The organism is Peribacillus sp. YIM B13481 (assembly GCF_042787985.1).
GTDB lineage: Bacteria > Bacillota > Bacilli > Bacillales > DSM-1321 > Peribacillus > Peribacillus simplex_A.
This window is the reverse complement of sequence record NZ_JBHZPE010000016.1, coordinates 1-19,848: the sequence shown is the minus strand read 5'-3', so window position 1 is coordinate 19,848 and position 19,848 is coordinate 1. Positions and strand designations below refer to the sequence as shown.

Here is a 19,848-nt window from a genome sequence, read left to right as displayed (position 1 = left end):
GATAAAGAACCTGATTTCGTATTTATTCAGTACTTTTACTTTTGACAAATCCATAAAAAACGTCTTCCTATTTAATTGGAAGGCGTTTTTTTTTATAGATTTAAGCTTGCTGTAAGGTTGGCATAATTATGCTGTAAGGATGAGCATGTAAAGTATAAGTATCAACAATATTGAAGAGGTGAAATACATGGAACCATTATTAAAAGTAGAAAATATTAAAAAAACTTATGGTAAATCAAGCGCTTCCTACACAGCGTTAGAAAATATATCTTTTGACATTCATGAAGGAGAATTTGTAGGTATCATGGGACCTTCTGGAGCGGGGAAATCGACTTTGCTTAATATGTTAGCAACTATTGACTCTCCAACAGAGGGGGAAATATATATGAATGATACGAGCATTCACGATATGAAGGGAGCCGAATTAACAGATTTCAGACGTGATAACCTTGGTTTTATCTTCCAAGACTACAATTTGCTCGACTCATTGACTGTGAAGGAAAATATATTATTACCACTGGCGATTGCGAAAATTCCAGCGAAAGAAATTAATATCTTAGTGAATCGGATTGCTAAAGTATTCGGGATTGAAGGTTTACTAGCTAAATATCCATACCAAATCTCCGGTGGCCAAAAGCAAAGAACAGCTGCAGCCAGGGCGCTTGTGACAGAGCCAGCATTGATCCTTGCAGATGAGCCAACGGGTGCGCTTGACTCAAAATCGGCGACAGGCCTGCTGGAAAGCTTAAGTGAATTGAATGAAAATAATAATTCCACCATCATGTTGGTGACACATGATGCATATGCCGCAAGCTTCTGCCGTCGTATTATTTTCATCAAGGATGGAACGCTTTCAACAGAAATTTATCGTCGTGGCCGAACACGTAAAGCTTTCTTCCAAGAGATTTTGGATGTCCTTGCAACAATTGGAGGTGAGGTAGATGACGTTATTTAGTCTAGCGAGAAAAAATATTGCACGAAACCTCTCCCAATATTTTTTATATATCGCATCCATGGTTTTTAGCATTATCATATACTTCACATTTGTAACATTAAAATATAGCGACACGATTGCAGAACAAACGGCTTCATCACAAAAATTAGGTTCATTGATGAGTGGTGCGGCAGTCATCCTGATTTTCTTCGTTGCCATTTTTATTGCCTATTCAAATTCATTCTTTATGAAAAAACGTAAAAAAGAAGTGGCATTATACGCATTGCTTGGCGTACGTAATCGTCAAATAGGGTTTATGCTCTTCTTTGAAAACTTATTACTAGGTTTGGTTTCATTAGTTGTGGGGATTTTACTTGGATTCCTTTGTTCAAAAGGATTCATGACGATTTTGATTTATTTAATGGGTTATGATGTCATAGCTCCATTTACATTTTCGGGATCTGCAGCTTTGAACACCTCTATCGTATTTCTTATTATTTTCTTGGTGACATCATTCCAAGGCTATCGTTTAATATATCAATTTAAACTAATTGATCTCTTCCATGCATCGAAAAAAGGGGAAGCGGCTCGGAAGCCATCAATGATTGTAGCCATTTTGGGAGTTTCCCTGATTGTCATTGGTTATTGGTTGGCGATGCAAGACCTTTTTACTTCTAAAGTGTGGGAAAAAGCCGGCTTTTTAATTACGGCACTCACTATTTTGACAACAGTAATTGCCGGTACGTTTTTATTGTTTCATAGCGTGACAGGCTTTGTGTTGGCCATGATTAAGAAAAATGAAAAATGGCTATGGAAAGGCCTTCATTTAATGACGATTTCGCAACTGCTATATCGCATTCGGGGTAATGCACGTACATTGACCGTAATTGCGGTGTTAAGTGCTACAACGGTAACGGCTGGCGGTGCGGTTTATGGTCTTTATTACAACGCAAATGACCAAGTTATGACCGCTGATCCGAATACCTTCATGTATCAGCAAACGGATGAAAAAATCGATCAACAAGTCAGCGCTGTATTGCCAGATACCATGTACGATAAAAATATCGTAGCACTATCTGTCCCATTTAATACGAAAGAATTAAACACGGCATCAGCATTCGATAGCTCGGAAAAAAGAGTTTATACAGTTATCGACGAAAAAACATATAACGAATTAGCAGAAGTACAAGGTAAGGAAGCACTGCTTGTGAATGATGACAATGCAGTCATTTTAGATATTGGATATGACAAAAGATTCTCACCTAAATACAAGGACAAGACCATTAAGACAGAAAACAGCAAGGCAATCACATTCCAAAGCTATAAAACACAAACAGTTTTAAATGCCGGAACAGCAGGCATTACAGTGGTTGTATCAAATGATCAATTTAAAGCATTGCAAACAGAAGGCGAACACCTAAATTATCGTGTTATTGGAATGGATCAAGCTTCCACGGATTTATCTGAAAAAATTGCAAAACAAATACCTGAAGAAGCGCTATTTTCTAGTGCACCTAGAGATTTCCAAACAAGCATCGAAGGTGTAGGCTCATTGCTCTTTATCGGAAGTTTTCTGGGTTTGGTTTTTTTAGCTGCTACAGGCAGTATCATTTACTTTAAAGTTCTAACTGAAGCTGAGGAAGATAAATCACAATATAATATGCTTCATAAAATGGGCGTTAACGCAAAAGAAATGAGGAAGTCCATTGCCTCACAAGTATTCGTAATCTTTTTCGTTCCACTGGCAGTGGGGTTATTACACAGTGCAATCGCTTTAAAAGCCTTCTCGGGCTTATTGATGATGGACCTAGCAAAACCTGTGTTGATCTGGATGATTGCTTATACGGTTATCTATGGGCTGTATTATATCTTAACGGTAGCTTCCTATAATCGTATTATCACACAAAATAATAAAACAGAAGGATGATCGGAATGAAGAAATTTTTTATGGTAGTTGGTATTTTGTTAATACTGGGAGCGGCGGGAGTCTTCGCGCTTAATAAAATAGACTTTAACCGCATGAATGCCGACAATTATTATTTGCAAGTTACAGAGGATGGGGTACAGCATGAAACCAAACTGGATGATGGTTCAGTCATGACTTATTATTCTTATAAACTGGACGCCAAAAATGCAGATGGTGAAATGATACCACTTGAATTCACCGCACAAAAAAATCTTCGAAAAGATGCTTACTTAAAGATGTACGTGAAAAATGGTGATGAAGTTTCGTCATATGATGAAGTGAAATTTGAGGAAATTCCAAAAAAGGCACAAACAAAATAAAATAGGAAAGAAGGGCTGTCTGTAAGTGAAGGACAGTCCTTTCTCTGTAAGAAAAATAATTATAAAAGTAGAGTAATGGTGGTTCCTTCATTTTCAACGCTAGTCAAATTAAGTTTCCCATTATGAGCCAGAATAATATCTCTTGCAATAGCCATTCCTAAACCAGTCCCATGTGCACTGGCTGTATTCGTACCTCGATAGTATCGTTCAAAAACCTGTTCTATATCTTTAGGGGGAATACCTCGGCCATTATCGGCAATGGTAATTTGGGTATGAAGTTCTGATCGTAGATGAATATCATCAATTTGTATTTTAACAACGACATTTTCTTCGTTATGCACGAGTGCATTGTAGATAAAGTTAAATATAGCCCGTTTCAGTAATTTTTTATCCACTTGATGTGTTGCCTTATCCACATTTGCCTCGAATTCAACCTGGCGATCACCAAATTGTGAATCATTTAAAAGCTCGATCGTCATTTCTCGTATAAACCCAACGATATCTACATCTTCAAATTGCAAAGGGAGTCGTTGATTGCGTAAACGCATCGTTAAATTTAGATCATCCAACAAATCTTGCATATAAATGGACTGTCTATTAATAATGGACGTATACTCATACAGTTCCTGTGATGTTAAATCAGTGGCGTTATCCTTCATCAATTCTGTATAACCATGGATTGAAGCGAGTGGTGTCTTCATGTCATGAGAAACATTGCTAATCCATTCCTCACGCATTTGGTCGAGTTGATCACGTTCTTTCTCATATTGATCTAACTTTACCGATAGTTCATTCATATTGCGAAACACATCTTCATAAACACCTTTTGGTATGCTCATCCTTTTAAAGCGCTTCTCCCGGAGCTGCTGAATTCCTTCTATTAATATGTTAAGCGGACTCGTTAACCTTTTACCAAATAAGAATCCAATGACGATTGCAATAATGATATCCACAATTAAAAACAGTAAAAGGAACACTTTAAAGTTTTTAAAAACTTTTTCATAATCATAGGTCAGGACATAGCGACCTATTTTCTGATCCTTAACGCCTACAAAATAGCTGAAATCATGGGCCGCTCCTGCAAAAACAGTCGTCTCTGCATCAACTTCTTTATACTTATACATTTGGACGATTTCAACAGGGGAATACATGGTTTGCAATTTTGGAGGAGTATAAAAGGCAGCCACTTGCTCACCCTTATTATTCAAAAATTGTATCCAGGCGTTATTCTCCTGCAGTTTTTCTAGTCCTTCTTCATTTACAATTGGTTTGTTATCTTTTAGTTCTACATATTGTGAAAATGTTCTGCTAAAGTTTTCTGCAGATGCTTCTTCAGTCCCGAAATTATGCATGGCCCGATAAAAGAGTAAGCTTAAGAGTAAAATTGTATTTACAATCCCTACGATTACAACTATTGCCACAACGGATACTAAAAAGCGCCGTGTCAATTTCCACTTCATCTTGTTTCACCCCTTGGTTTGTAATTTATAACCAAGCCCTTTAACAGTTATTAAAAACGAAGGTTTTGAAGGATCTGCCTCGATTTTTTCGCGTAAACGGCGAATATGTACCATCACTGTATTATCAGAGCCAAAGAAATCATCGCCCCACACATGTTCGAACAAAGTTTCTTTGCTTAAGATCTGATTCGGGTGATGCATAAAACAGCTCATCAGACCGATTTCTTTGGCTGTGAGCTCAATCGTATTGCCATCCTTTTTCACTTCATTTTCATTTGCACTAAGCTCAAAAGGACCAACTTGCAAATTTTTCGGAACAGCTTTTTCATCCGAAAAGCCAGCACGCCTCAAATGTGCCTTTATTCGATATGCTACTTCTTTCGGACTGAATGGTTTGGTGATATAATCATCCCCGCCTATCGCCAACCCTAAAAGCTTATCAATTTCCTCATCCTTTGCCGACAAAAATAAAACGGGAACATTCGACACCTCACGAATTTGCTTGCATAAATCATAGCCTTCACCATCTGGCAGCATAATATCTAGCAGCACAAGTGCAGGATTGATCTCCTGAAACTTTGACCAGCCATCCGCAACTGTTCCAGCCGTAACAATATTCGGGATACCTTCTTTATGTAAAACGGTCTCCATGAGACGTGCCAAATCTTCTTCATCGTCAATAATTAAAATCCACTGATCATTAGACATTCTTGTACCTCCCAAACTTCAATCATACCCTACAGTATAGTTTACCCCATAGGAAAAAATAAGGGGGAAGGGATAGATATTTCTCGAATAAGTGGTGACTTTGGCATCCGTCATAATTTTTTCAAAACGTTATGGATAAGAGCAATTAAGTTTTACTAAAAAATGAAAATGTACTTTCAAGATCAGGACTCCGATGCCTGATTTTTAGTTTAGTGGGTTTCCTTTCATTTGGGGAGAAAGAAGATCGTGCTTCATACTGATTTGGTAAAGGTTGTGTGATAAACTGTTTAAAGTATTGCTAGGAAGATTATGCTAAGTAATATGATTCGCTGCTGTTCTTTTGACCCAAATCATTCTATAAAAGTTATTAGCGAATGTGGAAGAATAAAAGGAGAAAAAATAATGGAAACAAAAAAAGTGTTACCCGTTCTTTTTTTAGTGATGTTTTTAGTCATGGTCGGATTTGGGATCATCATTCCCGTCATTCCGTTCCTTGCTGAAAAGGTTGGCGGCAGTCCTACTGAGCTTGGTCTTTTAATGGCTGTTTATTCATTAATGCAATTATTTTTTGCTCCGATGTGGGGACGTATATCTGACCGGATAGGACGTAAGCCTGTCATGATAATCGGGATTGCTGGATTGGCCCTTTCGTTTTTCATCACGGCTTCGGCAGATTCCTTATGGGTATTATTTGTAGCCAGGATCATTGGCGGGATTTTGTCTTCGGCAAACATGCCAACCGCAATGGCGTATGTGGCTGATATCACGACGCCGGAAGATCGAGGAAAAGGGATGGGGATCATCGGTGCGGCTACAGGGCTTGGATTCATCTTTGGTCCGGCGATTGGCGGGGTATTCTCCAAATCAAGTTTGAATTTACCGTTTTACATTGCTGGAATTTCTTCTTTGATTACTTTATTTTTAGTAATTGCGATTCTGAAGGAATCACATACTGTTGAAAAGAGGGCCCAACAGTCTAAAAATGAAGAGTCCATGTGGAAAGCCTTTAAAGGGCCTCTTACAACCATGTTCTTTCTGCAATTGATCGTCACCCTTTCAATGGCAGGACTCGAAACGACTTTTGCCTATTTCGCAGCCAAAAAGGCTGATATAAGTCTTGTCCAATTAGGCTATATCTTCATGATCATGGGGTTTGGCAGTGCGATTGTTCAAGGTGGACTAGTGGGTAGGCTGACAAAGAAATATGGGGAAGGCGCGGTCATACGAATGGGAATCATCGTATCGGCAGTTGGTTTCATTCTGATCCTGTTTTCTTCCGGTTTTTGGACATCGGCGGTTTTCCTGACGATTTTCGGAGTGGGTAATGGGTTCATCCGGCCGGCAATTTCGGCACTGCTGACCAAAAGTTCCATGACGGGCCATGGCAGTGTAACTGGACTGCTATCTTCCTTCGACTCATTCGGCAGGATTGCAGGTCCTCCGATAGGCGGTTGGTTATTTTCGATTTCGATAGATTTACCATTTATATCGGGCGCGATCCTTTCCGTTTTTGCTTTGATTCTTTTTCAGGTATATCATGCACGGACACAGACTAAACAGGTCCAAGTATCTCATTAATTTGATGATGGGCAAAAACCCCCCATTTCTAAAAATGGGGGGCGGCCGCGAGCGGTGCTTGAAAAAGCACCGTTTTTTATTGAATCATATTAAGGAATTTACGTGTACGCGCTTCTTTAGGGTTTGTGAAAATCTGTTCGGGTGTTCCCCGTTCCATTATTTTTCCTTCATCCATGAAAATGACCTCGTCGGCGACCTCACGGGCAAAACGCATTTCATGGGTTACCACGATCATTGTCATGCCTTCTTCTTTTGCCAGGTCTTTCATGACCTGTAACACGTCTCCAACTAGTTCGGGGTCAAGAGCGGAGGTGGGTTCATCGAATAGCATGACCTTCGGCTCCATGGCCAGGGCCCTTGCAATTCCGACTCGTTGCTGCTGTCCGCCGGACAATTGAAAAGGATAAAAATCGATTTTTTCACCTAAGCCCACTTTTGTAAGCAGGGCAGCAGCCGTTTCTTTCGCTTGATGTTTGGCTATGTTTTTTACAATGATGGGGCCTTCCATAACATTTTCCACTGCTGTTTTGTGGGGGAAGAGGTTATAACTTTGGAAAACCATCCCAGTCAAACTTCGAAAAGATGTAATCGATTTTTTTCTAACGGTTTTTTTGAAGTCCATTAAGCTTTGATCGATTTCAATCGTCCCGTCCGTTGGCACTTCAAGGAGATTCAAACACCGAAGAAAGGTTGTTTTACCTGAACCCGAAGGACCGATCAATACAATGACTTTACCCTGCTCCACTTCCAAATCAATGCCCTTTAAAACTTCAAGGTCACCAAACGATTTATGAAGATTCTTAATGTTGATCATTTTAAAATCTCCTTTAACTACTGCGGTTCTTATTTTGCTACATAACGATTAAGTCTGTCCTCTAAACTTCCTTGAATGAAAGATAAAATAGTACACAAAATCCAATATAAAGCAGCTGCTTCTATGTAAATTAGCAGAAATTCATAGTTTTTTGCAGCGATCTCCTGAGCTTTACGGAATAGTTCCGTTACAAGAATGAGTGATGCAAGCGATGTATCTTTTATAAGGCTAATGAACGTGTTGGATAATGGGGGAATGGATACACGTGCTGCTTGCGGCAAAATGATGCGCTTTAAAGCTTGGGTATATGTCATCCCGATTGAATAGCCTGCTTCCCATTGTCCTTTTGGTATGGATAAAATGGCTGCTCGTATAATTTCCGAAGCGTATGCTCCCACATTTAAAGAGAATCCTATAATAGCCGATATGAAAGGATTAATGGTTACACCTAAATTTGGAAGTCCATAGAAAATAATAAATAATTGCACAAGTAAAGGTGTCCCGCGGATGATTGACACATATACACGCGCAATTATTTGAAAAATTTTAATGGAAGATAATCTAGCTAATGCTGTAAGTACAGCGAGAATAAGGCCGATAACAAATGAAATTAGCGTTAGTGGAATCGTATATTGAATGGCTCCCTCTATCATCGGATAGAGGGAGGTTTGAGCGATGGAAACAAGCTGGTTCATACGCTCAGGGTCACTGAAAATATTACTTAGGAGAAACATCTTCACCAAACCATTTATCTGAGATTTTTGCGTAAGTGCCGTCTTTTTTCATGGCTTTAAGTGCTTTGTTTACTTCTTCCACTAATTTGTCGCTGTCTTTTCTGAACATTAAACCACTGGCGACTCCGCTTTTTTCCTCATCAGCCACTTTGATAGGTGCATCCGGGTGTTTCTTTTTATAATCAAGGTACGACAATTTGTCATTGATCGTTGCATCTACACGTTTAGAACCGATAAGCTGTACAGACTGGGAAAACCCTTCTATACCGGTAACCTTTGCACCATGTGATTTGGCTATTTCATTGTAGTTACTCGTTAAAGATTGAGCAGAAGTCTTACCTTTCAAGTCATCGAATGATTTAATATCCGAATTATCTTTGTGAACAAGTAAAACGGCTCCTGATTGAATATATGGGTCAGAGAAATCATATTTCTTTTGACGGTCTTTATCGATGCCCACTTGGTTTGCGATCATATCAAAACGTTTGGCATCCAATCCTGCAAACATGCCGTCCCATTGTGTCTCCTTGAAATCAGCTTTCACTCCAAGGCGTTTTGCGACTTCTTTAGAGATTTCAACATCAAACCCCGTTAATTTGCCTGAATCATCGTGGAATGTGAAAGGAGGGTATGTACCTTCTGTTCCGACGGTTAATACGCCATCTTTTTTGACTTTATCATATAGACTTTCTTGTGAAGAAGACTTATTGCCGTTATCGTTCGCCTCATTTTTTGTATTTGAACCACATGCAGTAAGTACAAAAGTGAAAGCTAACAATAGCGATAAAAGCGGAACCATTTTTTTCATTTCGGTAAACCTCCTAGTAATCTGATAGGGATTGATACAATGTGATACTAAACAAGAATAGGAAAAAAGTCAATGAAAATAACTTATATGATTAGTGTTAATGAATCTTGGTGAATTATACGGATTTTGACGGATCGGAGTGAAATAATATTAAAAGAAAGAAGTATAATTCCCGCTTAATTAATTCGAGGAAGGAACTTAAAGGAAATGAACGGTTCATTAAGATTGCATATCCTTTCTGTGGGGACAAAAAGACCCTCATCCACGTCGATTATTAGCTAAGTGGAAGAGGGCCTTTTTGGACTGTCCGGAACTATTGAATGGATCTTTTTAACTTAGTGTTTATCATCATGTTTTCTGTCCTCTACGCTGATAAAAATTTGGTATGAATAGAACCAAAGGTCTTTATAGTTACGTTTGTTGATTTTTGAAAAACGTGTTTCGTTATCCTCGTTCTCCGTCTTCGTATCGATTAGCGGTTCACCGTCAATCGTTTCTCCAGAGACATTTGCCCCTAGATTCGTGCCTCGCAAACGGAAATATTGATTCATTATTTGCTTTGACCTTGTAAGTGATGGCATGAAAACCGTCGCCATCGGTTTTCCAGTCTTTACTTGTAAAGCGTTTAACCACTTTTGCCGTATCATTGGTAGCTTTATTATAAGCAGGTGTTCCAGGCACAGTTTTTCCGGTTACTCCCCCGAAATTAAATCCACATGATCCACTTTGACTGCGTCCCCGTTGTTGTTCTTTTCGGGCTCTTAAATCGGATGGTGATCTTGACTTCCGGGATATGGGGAATGGGCATTTCACAGCCTGTCATCATGTGTGAAAATTGTTGAACTGTGTGACTTATACATTTAAAGAATATTTTACGATGACTATAGATTTGATTAGGATAATCATTATTTTTCACTAATGGGTGGCTAGAATAGAGCGGAGTTATCTTGAAGTCAGGTTATAGATATCTTAAGGATTTTTCATGCCGTATATGACACGCCTGCAAAATAAAAGGGGTGATTCACCATGATGAATCACCCTTTTGAAAATGATGCAGTTAATCCCAAACGCTAATTCTAGGAACTCCGGCAGTTCTTAAGTAGTCCAATAATTGACCAGTATGTACTGACTCATGATAAGCGATTCTAAGTAACATGTCTCCTAAATCTCTAATATATCCCATATTAGAGCGATCAATTTTAATATTTGATAAGTCGCTTTCGTTGAAGGATTTTATTGTTTCCAAAAAATCACGCCTGTAGGGTTCGGCAAAGTTTAATTCTGCTTCGACAGAGATAAGTGGCTGTTTTTCGAATGGTGATTCATAAACTGATAAGCTACCTTGATTTTTAATAGATAAATGATAGTAATGCTCACTATCAAGGACATGTCTAACCATTTCTAAACAACTCATTGCCTTGTCATCTGGTTTCCAATGGAGAGTGTCATTAGGTATTGAAATCCATAGTTTAATGTTTCTTCTTCTGACCTCTTCCAGATTTAAGATGATTAGTTCAATTGATTTCATAATTTCCTCCTCATTAAGCAGTGTATATCATTACTATACACGGTTTGATGCGTGATTTATTGAATTATTTTGAAAATAAGGAAAAATTAATGATCGTTCGAAGTTGTATATTAATACGTGTTCCTTCTAATATATATTGTACCGTTCCTGTTTAATTCAATTAGGATATCGTATAAGGTTAGCCAGTTTCTACTTGTTGGCCTTTTTAAAGGAATCTCTAATACCATGCCAAGGGAGGACATATGGGCGGAGGTTTTCGTTCAATTAGATTGTCCGTGATTAAATGTAGAACAGATTATTTTAATGAGGCAACCTAGAGAGGAATTAGATCATGATTAAGGTTTAATAAAAGGTTGAATAGACTACAGGGAAAATGCCTATGAATCCATGTAGAATTTACAGGCGATTTCATTTTCCTTGTTGTTCATTGCATGGAGGAACACAAGATTCATATATCCGTGTAATCCTAATATTCCTTATTTGAGAGTCCAATTAATGAAGGATAAAACAGAATGTATTTTAATCGATTTCTTCGTATTTATGGTGATAGGGGGCAGGAGGACCCTTTTAAATCAATGATTGAATTAGAATGTCATCATGATAAATTAAAATCGGTTTAAATCCAAATTCTTTAAATTTTTGCAATGCTTCAGGGTTATATTTGTTCACAAAACCGGATACTACAAGGATCCCTTTTTTTCTTGCATAAGCTACTAATCCTGGTAAAAGGGATTGCAGATTTCCCTTTCCTCTATACTTCTTCTCAAGCACTATATAATTAATATGAGCCACTTTAGATAAATAAAGATTATAACAAAGAAATCCCACTACTTTACCTTTATCATTACAAATCACAAGTACCTTATGTGACTTTTGCAAAATTTCATTCACTGTATCAGACGAAACCCGAAAATTACTTACCGTAATTTCCGTTAATTTCTTGATGTCTTTTTTAGGTTTCCAGTCTCGAAAGTACATCGTAATTTCTCCTTTATCTCTATTGGATATAACAGTTATTTACCAGAAATATATAGCTAGGACTTGTATATACATAACCAAAACTTAGCAATCAGCATTAATGTTTTATTAATATGGAATCCCTTTAGAGTATTCCAAAGGGATTCCATATTAATCTTTAAAAAAGAAACCTCTTAAAAATTCCGTTTAAATTCCTTGATTGAATTACCGTTATTGTTTTTTAATAAATTTTCCAAGACTCTTATCAAGCCAGCCCTGCGGCTGCTATTTCCAATTCTGGAATTGCCGCTTCTAAAATTACTAGTTCTAGAACTACTTGTTCTTCTTAGTTTTTTATTTGACACTGTAATCATCCTTTTGTTTTATAATTTTCCACATTACTAATTTATGTGTAATTTCCCCTTTTGCTTGGACAAGTTCCTTAATTATTGCCACCGTGGTATATACCATTTAATGTAATAATATGGTATAATTTTTGTGAAGTAATTCACAAAAAGGATGTTACTGGTTATTACTCGAACTATTAACACATAACAGAAAGCGGGTTGTTATATGCTGAAGAAAGTGGTTTTAGCTGGCGGGACTGGTTTTGTCGGTCAATATTTTGAAAATCATTTCAGGAATTTGGGATATGAGGTAAGAATCATCTCCAGGCAACCCCCGCATATCGGGTGGGATGATAAAGAAGGAATAAGGGAAACAATCGATAATTCGGATATGTTAATCAACCTCGCCGGAAAAACAGTCAATTGCCGCTACAATGTCAAGAATAAGAAAGAAATCTTAGATTCACGAACAAATACGACTGAAGTGCTCGGACAGGCGATTGAACAATGTGAAAATCCTCCTTCATTATGGATAAACTCAAGCACGGCAACCATATACAGGCATGCTGAAGATAAACCAATGACAGAAGAGCATGGTGTAATCGGTTCAGGCTTTTCCGTTGATGTAGCAAAAGCCTGGGAGCGCTCATTTTTCGATTTCCGATTACCCAAGACGAGACAAATTGCTTTACGGATCGCCATTGTATTGGGCGATGGGGGAGTGATGACCCCTTATAGGAATTTGGTTAAATTCGGCCTTGGAGGACATCAAGGATCAGGAAATCAGAAATTCAGTTGGATACATATAGAAGACTTATTTAACATTGTCCTTTTTCTGAGAAAAAATGAGGAGTTGAGCGGGGTGTTCAATTGTTCATCGCCGCACCCAGTTACAAATCGTGAACTGATGGCCTATTTGAGAAAGAACATGAATAAAAGGATAGGAATGCCTTGCCCAACACCCATGCTTGAAATGGGGGCTTTCTTTATGGGGACCGAAACGGAATTGATATTAAAAAGCCGCTGGGTCATACCTGAGAGGTTGGAAAAGGAAGGATATGCATTTAAATTCCATCATCTTGATGAAGCTCTTCATCAGATACTGATGAACTCTAATTAAGGGTATAAAATATTATAGATTGATTGCTATAATGATAGATATAAGATCATTAATGAAGGGGAATCGCAGAATGAATATGGCTCCATCAGAAAAAGTCGGAAGATTCAAAACAGGTATATTTTCAGAGTTGGCGACCCGCAAGCAGGCAGCGATGAAACGAGGGATGGATGTTATCGATTTGAGTGTCGGAAGTCCGGATTTACCACCGCCTGATTTTGTTGTGGATACGCTTGTGAAGTATGCACAGGATCCTAATTCCTATGGATATACGTTAAAAGGTACGCCTGAATTCCATGAGGCAGTCCGTTACTTTTATCGGCAGCGTTACGGAGTGGAACTGGATGCAGAAAAGGAAGTCCTGCAACTGATGGGATCCCAGGATGGCCTTGCACACTTGGCAACGGCGATGATAAACCCGGGAGATTATGTGCTGGTGCCAGATCCGGGATATCCAATTTATGAAGCGAGTGTTGAGCTTGCCGGCGGAATCATTCATCCGATGGCGCTTACTGCGGAGAATGGATTCCTGCCGCAGCTCAACGGCATTCCGGATGAAATAGTGAAAAAAACGAAAATGATGATCATCAGTTATCCGGGAAATCCAGTCACCGCCCTTGCTGATGAAGCTTTCTTTTCAGAAGTCATATTGTTTGCGGAAAAGAATGAGATCCTTGTGGTTCACGATTTTGCTTATTCTGAGTTGATTTTTGATAATCATCCACAAATTAGTTTTATGTCCATTCCTGGTGCCAAGGAAGTGGGGATTGAATTTAATTCACTTTCCAAAACATTTAATATGGCCGGCTGCCGGATTGGGTATGTGGTCGGCAATCGCGATGTGCTGAACATCTTGGGAACATTGAAAACACACATTGATTATGGGGTTTTTTATCCCATCCAAAAAGCTGCCGAAATGGCGCTTACTTCCAACCTTTCGCTGCTATCCGATCAGGTTAAGGAATACGAGTCCCGGCGTGATGCCTTGATATCAGGCCTTGCCGAAGGGGGATGGAAAGTGCCGAAGACCTCAGCGACCATGTTTATTTGGGCCAAAGTTCCAACTGGTTGGAAATCACGAGATTTTTCCTATGCACTGATTGAAAAAGCAGGAGTTACAACCGTTCCTGGAGATGCTTTTGGGAAACAGGGTGAAGGGTATGTCCGGATGGCTTTGGTCCAACCGGCTGAGAGGTTGACGGAAGCTGCTGAACGGATTCGATTGTTTTTGGAGGAATATCGAGTGTAAAAGTTGTCATTTAGTAAGGGAAGTAAAGGCATATCACTCCAGGATTTCACCCTCATGCAAATATGGGGAAAATTGAAGCGAAAAGCAAGTATCATGCCTATTGATTTATGTTCATTACATTGGGATATAAGAACGCTCGATCATGGATCGAACGTTCTTTATTTTTGTTTCTACTGCTTAATTATTTTTCGCGACTTTATTTAAAATGAAATAGGCTGATACAGCAGAGATTGCAGCAATTATCATTATAGGCATTTCCGAACGTTGCACAAAAATGACCTCATTGGATAATGTACCGCCGATATGTCCTGATCCTGAAAAATCAGGGGCATATGCAGCAGTTAGAATAAGTCCGGATAAAACTTGTAATATCATGAATATCACTAAGAAACTAATCGTGAAAAAAAGATACTTTTTCATTTTACACCTCCTCATTCATGTACGTATGTCCTATATAAAAGTTACAAAATTTTACACTTTTCGTAAAGGGAATTGGTTTCTCTCACTCTAGTTTTCTAAAACTATTTTGATTTTAAGAGAAGGTCCATCCTCGGATGGACCTTTTTAAAGGTGAATTTCATGGAGTTTTCGAACGTAAAATGGACAAGCAGCATAATATATAGCAAGTCCGTAACTATTTTTCAATAAAGTTGACTTAATATGATAGATAGGGGGAAAAGCAATGATCAACTGGAAAGTACGCCTTAAGAATCCGACGTTTATATTCACTGTACTCCTTCCAGGGCTTTTATTTTTGGCGCAGATGGTTGCTGCGTTCATAAACAATTTCATTACCCCAATAGGCTTTAGCATAACTGATGATGCAATTAACGGGGCATTAGGCATCATTAACTTCATAGCGCTTACTTTCTTTGGGGTCGGCGGTGTGGTCGATCATACCACGAAGGGTCTTAGCGACAGTGAAAATGCTCGACAATACGAGGAGCCCAAGTAATAGAAAAAAACAGATAACACCGTACTAGTTACACAACGGGGTTATCTGTTTTTTTGTTTTTTTGCAGGGATGTTGGTGGACGAATGAAATTTTTTTTGGTCTGAAAACTAAAATGCAACATACATTTAAAATTGTGGTTCATTTTCAGTTTGGGGAGGAAAAAGAATGAGTTATCGTTTACCAGTTTCAAAATGGCTTGCTGCCATAGTTTTACTCGGGGCATTGTTGACGGCATTCATATTCAGTCCGGCTAATGCTTCAGCTTCTATTAATTATGGTGATGAAGTGGCTGCTTTGGCAAAGAAGCAGGTGGGAAGCTCCTATAAATATGGAGGGACGACACCAATAGGGTTCGATGCAAGTGGTCTTACCCAATATGTATATAAAAATGCTGCGACGGAAATGAAGATTCCGAGAACGAGTGCGGAACAGTATAAAATCGGAAAGGCCGTGAAACAAAAAGACTTAATGGCGGGCGATTTGGTCTTCTATGCTACAGGTAAGAAAGGGCAGGTCTCCTTTGTTGGAATCTATTATGGAAATGGCACATTTGTCGGGACCACGACCAAAGGAGTCAAGGTGGTCAAAATGAGTGATAAGTATTGGAAAGAAAAATATATAGGGGCAAAACGAGTCATTAAGTAACAATTTGACTTTCATATAAAAAGTACAGCAAATAAAAGAGCATCGATTCAGATGCTCTTTTTGCTAGTCATATCCGGGATCGGGTCATTCATTCAATGATAATATCCGTTAATACAACATTGCCATTACGAACCTTTACCACGGCCACTGAAGGATTGGCCAATGCGTCCTTCTCCATTTCCTTAGCCTTTTCTTCGGATGCGAAATAATTGTCCAGACCGTATCTGATCTGAATGGTTTTAGCATTTTGCAGATCATAAGGGATTTCCAATTCCCCTTTTAGGTAAATGCCATTGCCGGGTTTTTCTTTCGATACGGAATCGACATCATATAGTCCATCGGCGTTTTGTTTTAAACGTACATATACCTTTTTATAATCACCCGTATTTCTAGTATTGAAATCGGATTTAATCGAGCCATCGAGTTGTGATGGCTTAACGGATTCAATTTCGTATTGCAATGCCACATAGCTGCCCCTAAACAAGTCAGTCGGATCGACCGGGGCAGTTTTGATTTTGATTACATCGCCTGTCATTGTTGTCCAGACTGGAGGAAGAGCCAAGACTAACAGAATCAAGACTGGAATGGAAAATACGATGAGTGGCCGGAATGATGGTTTATTCATTGAGTTCTCCTCCTTTTTTTCGTCGATTTTCAAAGAAGAAGCCAAAACCGATAAGCATGATGCCGCCGATGATGAATGTAAGCGATTTTGGCAGGAAGTCAAAGGAATCGATGTAATATCTGAAAATCAGTGCACAGATGATCACGATGCTGGTCAAACTTCCTTTTAGAATGAGATATAGCAGAAAAACGAAATAAGCTAGAGGGAACCAGATTGAAAAATCAAAGGTAAGGAAGAGTGCAGTAATACCATGTAACATATGCCCTTGTATGTGGGTGATGTTTTGTAATTTAGCTCTTACCGGAATATAGGCCAGTACGATTCCCAGCACAAACAGAATGGAAAGGACAATCGTATTCGAATTTTCAAACTCCAGCTTAGGCACGAATTCCATAAGAAATAAGGCAATTGTATTGATGGCTAAAGCGTTAATGAAAAAGGTCAGATATTTAGGGTAATCGAATTTCTTTAACATAATGTATAAAGCCGGTAAAAAAACAAGAATGGCAAGCGGATAAGCTGTTTCATCAACGAAAATACTTCCGTTAATATAAATGAAAAGCAGGAAAGATGTAAAAATAAGGATGAAGACATCCTTTAAATAGTAACCGATGAATACCGTACCGATCGCCCATAATAAAAAGGAACTGTTGAAATTGATGCTGATATTAAACATCTGCTCAATTAGAAAAATCCCTGCACCAAATATTAGAATCCCTGCATAATGCAGACTTCGTGACGTTTTGGGAAAGCGTGCCTGCCACCTCACACCAGCAAAGTTCACCCCGATGAGGCATGCAATGATAAGCACGAATTTGACCGCTTTACTTAAATAGATCCAGTTACTGGCGACAAAGGTCAATACCCCCAGACCTAAAAGAAGTGCCCCAATGGATAATAGAATAGTGATGAAACTCAAATTACCTTTTACATCATAGGAACCTAACATCCTCACTTTCTCTTGCTGGGAGATGACGCCTTCCTTTTCAAGGTAATTAAATTCATGTTCAAGAAACTCGAATTTCTTTTTGGTTATTACTTTTTTGACCAAAACACTTCCCCCTTCCATATTTTACTATTATACAATGTATTCTCTTACAGCTATGAATATATGTTAATTTTCTTCTACCCTCATTGGATTGCATGTAAGAAAAATATATTTTCAGTACCTTGCAATAAATAGTACCATATGGTAAATTATTTACATAAGATGTACTGTTCGGTGTTAAGTACTGTTTATTGAACTATACTGAAAAAAAGTTTTGGAAGGAGTGTTGGTGCTATGAATGTACAATTTAAGAAAGGTGTCTTGGAACTGTGCGTCCTGGTCTTATTGGATAAGCAGGACCGCTATGGCTACGAACTTGTACAGAAGATTTCAGATCAAATCGAGATATCGGAAGGTTCGGTATATCCACTTTTACGACGATTGACGAAGGAAGAGTATTTTACGACTTATTTGCAAGAATCAACAGAAGGGCCACCGCGCAAGTATTATAAGTTAACCGACAAAGGCCGGAGATACCTTCAAGAGTTGCTGACGGAATGGAATGAATTTTCCAATGGGGTCAACCAATTAATCAAGGAGGGTGTGAACTAATGAATAAAGAACAGTTTTTAAAGCAGTTGAATGAATCTTTAACAGGGCTTTCCTTAGAGGAACAGGAAGATATCCTCCAAGATTACGAAGAGTATTTCGCAATTGGAATGGAAAAAGGGAAGACAGAGCAGGAAATTTCCACTTCCCTTGGGAATCCTAAACAGATTTCGAAGGAGCTGTTGGCATCCTACCATCTTGGTCAGGTCCAACAATCAACTTCTGCCGGTAATGTAATGCGGGCCGTTTGGGCAGTCATTGGTTTGGGATTCTTTAATTTAGTGATCGTTTTAGGACCTTTTATGGCATTGGTCGGAGTTGTTATTGCAGGATGGGCATCGGCGGTAGCGTTCATTCTTGCTCCGTTGGGCGTTATTTTCAACCTTGCAGTGGGCAACTTTCAATTATTCGATCTGTTCTTTGCATTGGGGCTAAGCGGGATTGGCATTTTCATTGCCATGGGAATGTTTGTCGCTACGAGCGCTTTAACCAAAGGTTTCATTCGTTATTTAAAATTTAACGCTTCCCTTGTGAAAGGCGGTTTGAAAAAATGATTAATGTTAAAAAGTTATCGATCATTGCACTTGTATTGTTATTGGTCGGAGTAATAGGAAGTCTGTTTACTTTTTTCCAAGTGACGGATAAGAAAACGACTACAGAGGAAAAAACGGTTTCGGGGATCGTGACGGACGTTCAGGTCGACGCTGACAATGCAGCTGTAGAGATTATTCCAACGAAGGATAAGGATACCAGGATAGAGTTGGTTTCAAAAGGTGTGGATGTTTCCAAGCTGGATTTCTCTGCAGATGTGGAAGGCAAGAAACTTTCGGTTACATTAAAAGATAAACATTCCTTTAGCTTTGGGTTTCAAATTCAATCATTACATTTAAAAGTGTATGTGCCCGAGAAATCTTATAAGTCCTTTGTCGTTAAAAGTGATAATGGAAAAGTGCAAATGAATGAACTGGAGATAAAGAATCTGAACGTGGAATCACAAAATGGCCGTGTTGAATTAAATAATATAATAACCGAAAAAGTCAAAGTGAAATCTGCTAATGGAAGAGTAGATCTTAATAATGTAGAGGGAAATCTGGTTGGGTCATCGAATAACGGTAAAATCTCTCTTGTCACAAAAGACTTGGATCGGAATATTCAATTGGAAAGTGACAATGGGAAAATCATGATTAAAACAGATAAGGAGCCGACCAATACAACCTTTGATGTTCATGTTGACAATGGGAAAATCGATATTCTCAATAAATATGATAGGAATGTTGTCATTGGCAAAGGTGAAAACTTAGTGAAATTGGAAACGAATAATGGGAAAATCGAAGTAACGAAATAGTCGTGAAGCGTGAAAATTTGAAAGAGGCCCAGTGTCATGAACTATACCCCGGATAACGGACACACATAAAAAAGTGTCCCTTATGGGGCTGTTGACAATCTAAAAGGATTTTTGAAACCTGTATAGAATTTATTCTATGCAGGTTTTTTATTGGAGGGATT

At 38.6% G+C, this 19,848-nt stretch carries 22 protein-coding genes; 11 read left to right on the top strand and 11 right to left on the bottom strand.

Annotated features, from left to right (window positions below; translation table 11 throughout):
• Nucleotides 1–187: 187 nt before the first annotated feature.
• From ACFX4X_RS11675 to ACFX4X_RS11665, 3 genes are read left to right on the top strand one after another with little or no spacing between them, the layout of a single operon-like run.
• Nucleotides 188–955, top strand: coding sequence for an ABC transporter ATP-binding protein (locus ACFX4X_RS11675; protein ID WP_377383551.1), 768 nt, complete (start codon nucleotides 188–190; stop codon nucleotides 953–955).
• Nucleotides 942–2,861 carry an ABC transporter permease gene (locus ACFX4X_RS11670; protein WP_377383548.1) on the top strand — a complete coding sequence of 640 codons (1,920 nt, stop codon included), beginning with the start codon at nucleotides 942–944 and terminating at the stop codon, nucleotides 2,859–2,861. Before ACFX4X_RS11675 ends, ACFX4X_RS11670 begins: the two co-directional genes overlap by 14 nt.
• 5 nt (nucleotides 2,862–2,866) lie before the next feature.
• Complete coding sequence (locus ACFX4X_RS11665; RefSeq protein ID WP_125161860.1) at nucleotides 2,867–3,220, top strand: YxeA family protein; 354 nt, start codon at nucleotides 2,867–2,869, stop codon at nucleotides 3,218–3,220.
• Between the two features lie 59 nt (nucleotides 3,221–3,279).
• Here ACFX4X_RS11665 and ACFX4X_RS11660 read toward each other — a convergent pair whose 3' ends face one another.
• Entirely contained in the window at nucleotides 3,280–4,680 is a 1,401-nt protein-coding gene (locus ACFX4X_RS11660) for a sensor histidine kinase (protein ID WP_377383545.1), read from the bottom strand.
• Nucleotides 4,681–4,686: 6 nt separating this feature from the next.
• Nucleotides 4,687–5,388 carry a response regulator transcription factor gene (locus ACFX4X_RS11655; protein WP_125161858.1) on the bottom strand — a complete coding sequence of 234 codons (702 nt, stop codon included), beginning with the start codon at nucleotides 5,386–5,388 and terminating at the stop codon, nucleotides 4,687–4,689.
• 402 nt (nucleotides 5,389–5,790) lie between these two features.
• Between ACFX4X_RS11655 and ACFX4X_RS11650 the strand changes: the two genes are divergently transcribed.
• Nucleotides 5,791–6,966 carry an MFS transporter gene (locus ACFX4X_RS11650; RefSeq protein WP_284471762.1) on the top strand — a complete coding sequence of 392 codons (1,176 nt, stop codon included), beginning with the start codon at nucleotides 5,791–5,793 and terminating at the stop codon, nucleotides 6,964–6,966.
• 76 nt (nucleotides 6,967–7,042) lie between these two features.
• Here the strand turns inward: ACFX4X_RS11650 and ACFX4X_RS11645 are convergent, their stop codons facing one another.
• The 6 genes from ACFX4X_RS11645 to ACFX4X_RS11620 all read right to left on the bottom strand — a co-directional run bounded on the left by ACFX4X_RS11645 (nucleotide 7,043) and on the right by ACFX4X_RS11620 (nucleotide 11,828).
• The gene (locus ACFX4X_RS11645; protein WP_125161856.1) at nucleotides 7,043–7,780 is read right to left on the bottom strand and encodes an amino acid ABC transporter ATP-binding protein; all 738 of its coding nucleotides are present in this window, start codon (nucleotides 7,778–7,780) and stop codon (nucleotides 7,043–7,045) included.
• A gap of 29 nt (nucleotides 7,781–7,809) precedes the next feature.
• Nucleotides 7,810–8,514, bottom strand: a complete 705-nt coding sequence (locus ACFX4X_RS11640) for an amino acid ABC transporter permease (RefSeq protein ID WP_125161855.1) — start codon at nucleotides 8,512–8,514, stop codon at nucleotides 7,810–7,812.
• Entirely contained in the window at nucleotides 8,498–9,322 is an 825-nt protein-coding gene (locus ACFX4X_RS11635) for an amino acid ABC transporter substrate-binding protein (RefSeq protein ID WP_377383540.1), read from the bottom strand. The genes ACFX4X_RS11640 and ACFX4X_RS11635 overlap by 17 nt, the downstream gene beginning before the upstream one ends.
• A 335-nt stretch (nucleotides 9,323–9,657) precedes the next feature.
• Nucleotides 9,658–9,969 carry a hypothetical protein gene (locus ACFX4X_RS11630; protein WP_377383537.1) on the bottom strand — a complete coding sequence of 104 codons (312 nt, stop codon included), beginning with the start codon at nucleotides 9,967–9,969 and terminating at the stop codon, nucleotides 9,658–9,660.
• A gap of 410 nt (nucleotides 9,970–10,379) precedes the next feature.
• Nucleotides 10,380–10,850 carry a DinB family protein gene (locus tag ACFX4X_RS11625; RefSeq protein WP_377383535.1) on the bottom strand — a complete coding sequence of 157 codons (471 nt, stop codon included), beginning with the start codon at nucleotides 10,848–10,850 and terminating at the stop codon, nucleotides 10,380–10,382.
• Between the two features lie 567 nt (nucleotides 10,851–11,417).
• The gene (locus tag ACFX4X_RS11620; protein WP_089362864.1) at nucleotides 11,418–11,828 is read right to left on the bottom strand and encodes a GNAT family N-acetyltransferase; all 411 of its coding nucleotides are present in this window, start codon (nucleotides 11,826–11,828) and stop codon (nucleotides 11,418–11,420) included.
• Between the two features lie 552 nt (nucleotides 11,829–12,380).
• Between ACFX4X_RS11620 and ACFX4X_RS11615 the strand changes: the two genes are divergently transcribed.
• Together ACFX4X_RS11615 and ACFX4X_RS11610 are read left to right on the top strand one after the other, a co-directional pair.
• The gene (locus tag ACFX4X_RS11615; RefSeq protein WP_377383532.1) at nucleotides 12,381–13,274 is read left to right on the top strand and encodes a TIGR01777 family oxidoreductase; all 894 of its coding nucleotides are present in this window, start codon (nucleotides 12,381–12,383) and stop codon (nucleotides 13,272–13,274) included.
• 70 nt (nucleotides 13,275–13,344) lie between these two features.
• Nucleotides 13,345–14,520, top strand: a complete 1,176-nt coding sequence (locus ACFX4X_RS11610; protein ID WP_377383529.1) for an LL-diaminopimelate aminotransferase — start codon at nucleotides 13,345–13,347, stop codon at nucleotides 14,518–14,520.
• Between the two features lie 177 nt (nucleotides 14,521–14,697).
• Here ACFX4X_RS11610 and ACFX4X_RS11605 read toward each other — a convergent pair whose 3' ends face one another.
• Nucleotides 14,698–14,940 (bottom strand): hypothetical protein, encoded by a 243-nt coding sequence (locus ACFX4X_RS11605; protein ID WP_377383526.1) that lies wholly within the window; start codon nucleotides 14,938–14,940, stop codon nucleotides 14,698–14,700.
• A 262-nt stretch (nucleotides 14,941–15,202) separates the two neighbouring features.
• On the opposite strand from ACFX4X_RS11605, the gene ACFX4X_RS11600 reads away from it, so the two are divergent.
• Nucleotides 15,203–15,475, top strand: coding sequence for a phage holin (locus ACFX4X_RS11600; protein ID WP_061461701.1), 273 nt, complete (start codon nucleotides 15,203–15,205; stop codon nucleotides 15,473–15,475).
• A 165-nt stretch (nucleotides 15,476–15,640) separates the two neighbouring features.
• Nucleotides 15,641–16,120 (top strand): C40 family peptidase, encoded by a 480-nt coding sequence (locus tag ACFX4X_RS11595; protein ID WP_061461702.1) that lies wholly within the window; start codon nucleotides 15,641–15,643, stop codon nucleotides 16,118–16,120.
• 88 nt (nucleotides 16,121–16,208) lie between these two features.
• Here ACFX4X_RS11595 and ACFX4X_RS11590 read toward each other — a convergent pair whose 3' ends face one another.
• Both ACFX4X_RS11590 and ACFX4X_RS11585 read right to left on the bottom strand, forming a co-directional pair.
• Nucleotides 16,209–16,745, bottom strand: coding sequence for a GDYXXLXY domain-containing protein (locus ACFX4X_RS11590; RefSeq protein ID WP_284471750.1), 537 nt, complete (start codon nucleotides 16,743–16,745; stop codon nucleotides 16,209–16,211).
• On the bottom strand, nucleotides 16,738–17,796 hold the full coding sequence (locus ACFX4X_RS11585) for a DUF2157 domain-containing protein (RefSeq protein ID WP_377383521.1): 1,059 nt from the start codon (nucleotides 17,794–17,796) through the stop codon (nucleotides 16,738–16,740). The genes ACFX4X_RS11590 and ACFX4X_RS11585 overlap by 8 nt, the downstream gene beginning before the upstream one ends.
• Nucleotides 17,797–18,027: 231 nt before the next feature.
• On the opposite strand from ACFX4X_RS11585, the gene ACFX4X_RS11580 reads away from it, so the two are divergent.
• From ACFX4X_RS11580 to ACFX4X_RS11570, 3 genes are read left to right on the top strand one after another with little or no spacing between them, the layout of a single operon-like run.
• Nucleotides 18,028–18,345 carry a PadR family transcriptional regulator gene (locus ACFX4X_RS11580; RefSeq protein ID WP_089362873.1) on the top strand — a complete coding sequence of 106 codons (318 nt, stop codon included), beginning with the start codon at nucleotides 18,028–18,030 and terminating at the stop codon, nucleotides 18,343–18,345.
• Entirely contained in the window at nucleotides 18,345–18,896 is a 552-nt protein-coding gene (locus tag ACFX4X_RS11575) for a DUF1700 domain-containing protein (RefSeq protein WP_377383518.1), read from the top strand. Before ACFX4X_RS11580 ends, ACFX4X_RS11575 begins: the two co-directional genes overlap by 1 nt.
• Nucleotides 18,893–19,687, top strand: a complete 795-nt coding sequence (locus tag ACFX4X_RS11570; RefSeq protein WP_377383515.1) for a DUF4097 family beta strand repeat-containing protein — start codon at nucleotides 18,893–18,895, stop codon at nucleotides 19,685–19,687. Before ACFX4X_RS11575 ends, ACFX4X_RS11570 begins: the two co-directional genes overlap by 4 nt.
• The last annotated feature ends 161 nt before the right edge of the window (nucleotides 19,688–19,848 follow it).

What these genes read in the sequence shown, in the direction of transcription:
- ACFX4X_RS11665 (WP_125161860.1), top strand. Translation starts at nt 2,867, where the DNA reads ATGAAGAAATTTTTTATGGTAGTTGGTATTTTGTTAATACTGGGAGCG.
- ACFX4X_RS11615 (WP_377383532.1), top strand. Translation starts at nt 12,381, where the DNA reads ATGCTGAAGAAAGTGGTTTTAGCTGGCGGGACTGGTTTTGTCGGTCAA.
- ACFX4X_RS11620 (WP_089362864.1), bottom strand. Translation starts at nt 11,828, where the DNA reads ATGTACTTTCGAGACTGGAAACCTAAAAAAGACATCAAGAAATTAACG.
- ACFX4X_RS11580 (WP_089362873.1), top strand. Translation starts at nt 18,028, where the DNA reads ATGAATGTACAATTTAAGAAAGGTGTCTTGGAACTGTGCGTCCTGGTC.
- ACFX4X_RS11660 (WP_377383545.1), bottom strand. Translation starts at nt 4,680, where the DNA reads ATGAAGTGGAAATTGACACGGCGCTTTTTAGTATCCGTTGTGGCAATA.
- ACFX4X_RS11570 (WP_377383515.1), top strand. Translation starts at nt 18,893, where the DNA reads ATGATTAATGTTAAAAAGTTATCGATCATTGCACTTGTATTGTTATTG.
- ACFX4X_RS11605 (WP_377383526.1), bottom strand. Translation starts at nt 14,940, where the DNA reads ATGAAAAAGTATCTTTTTTTCACGATTAGTTTCTTAGTGATATTCATG.
- ACFX4X_RS11640 (WP_125161855.1), bottom strand. Translation starts at nt 8,514, where the DNA reads ATGTTTCTCCTAAGTAATATTTTCAGTGACCCTGAGCGTATGAACCAG.
- ACFX4X_RS11600 (WP_061461701.1), top strand. Translation starts at nt 15,203, where the DNA reads ATGATCAACTGGAAAGTACGCCTTAAGAATCCGACGTTTATATTCACT.
- ACFX4X_RS11610 (WP_377383529.1), top strand. Translation starts at nt 13,345, where the DNA reads ATGAATATGGCTCCATCAGAAAAAGTCGGAAGATTCAAAACAGGTATA.
- ACFX4X_RS11655 (WP_125161858.1), bottom strand. Translation starts at nt 5,388, where the DNA reads ATGTCTAATGATCAGTGGATTTTAATTATTGACGATGAAGAAGATTTG.
- ACFX4X_RS11575 (WP_377383518.1), top strand. Translation starts at nt 18,345, where the DNA reads ATGAATAAAGAACAGTTTTTAAAGCAGTTGAATGAATCTTTAACAGGG.
- ACFX4X_RS11590 (WP_284471750.1), bottom strand. Translation starts at nt 16,745, where the DNA reads ATGAATAAACCATCATTCCGGCCACTCATCGTATTTTCCATTCCAGTC.
- ACFX4X_RS11635 (WP_377383540.1), bottom strand. Translation starts at nt 9,322, where the DNA reads ATGAAAAAAATGGTTCCGCTTTTATCGCTATTGTTAGCTTTCACTTTT.
- ACFX4X_RS11670 (WP_377383548.1), top strand. Translation starts at nt 942, where the DNA reads ATGACGTTATTTAGTCTAGCGAGAAAAAATATTGCACGAAACCTCTCC.
- ACFX4X_RS11595 (WP_061461702.1), top strand. Translation starts at nt 15,641, where the DNA reads ATGAGTTATCGTTTACCAGTTTCAAAATGGCTTGCTGCCATAGTTTTA.
- ACFX4X_RS11625 (WP_377383535.1), bottom strand. Translation starts at nt 10,850, where the DNA reads ATGAAATCAATTGAACTAATCATCTTAAATCTGGAAGAGGTCAGAAGA.
- ACFX4X_RS11645 (WP_125161856.1), bottom strand. Translation starts at nt 7,780, where the DNA reads ATGATCAACATTAAGAATCTTCATAAATCGTTTGGTGACCTTGAAGTT.
- ACFX4X_RS11675 (WP_377383551.1), top strand. Translation starts at nt 188, where the DNA reads ATGGAACCATTATTAAAAGTAGAAAATATTAAAAAAACTTATGGTAAA.
- ACFX4X_RS11630 (WP_377383537.1), bottom strand. Translation starts at nt 9,969, where the DNA reads ATGATACGGCAAAAGTGGTTAAACGCTTTACAAGTAAAGACTGGAAAA.
- ACFX4X_RS11650 (WP_284471762.1), top strand. Translation starts at nt 5,791, where the DNA reads ATGGAAACAAAAAAAGTGTTACCCGTTCTTTTTTTAGTGATGTTTTTA.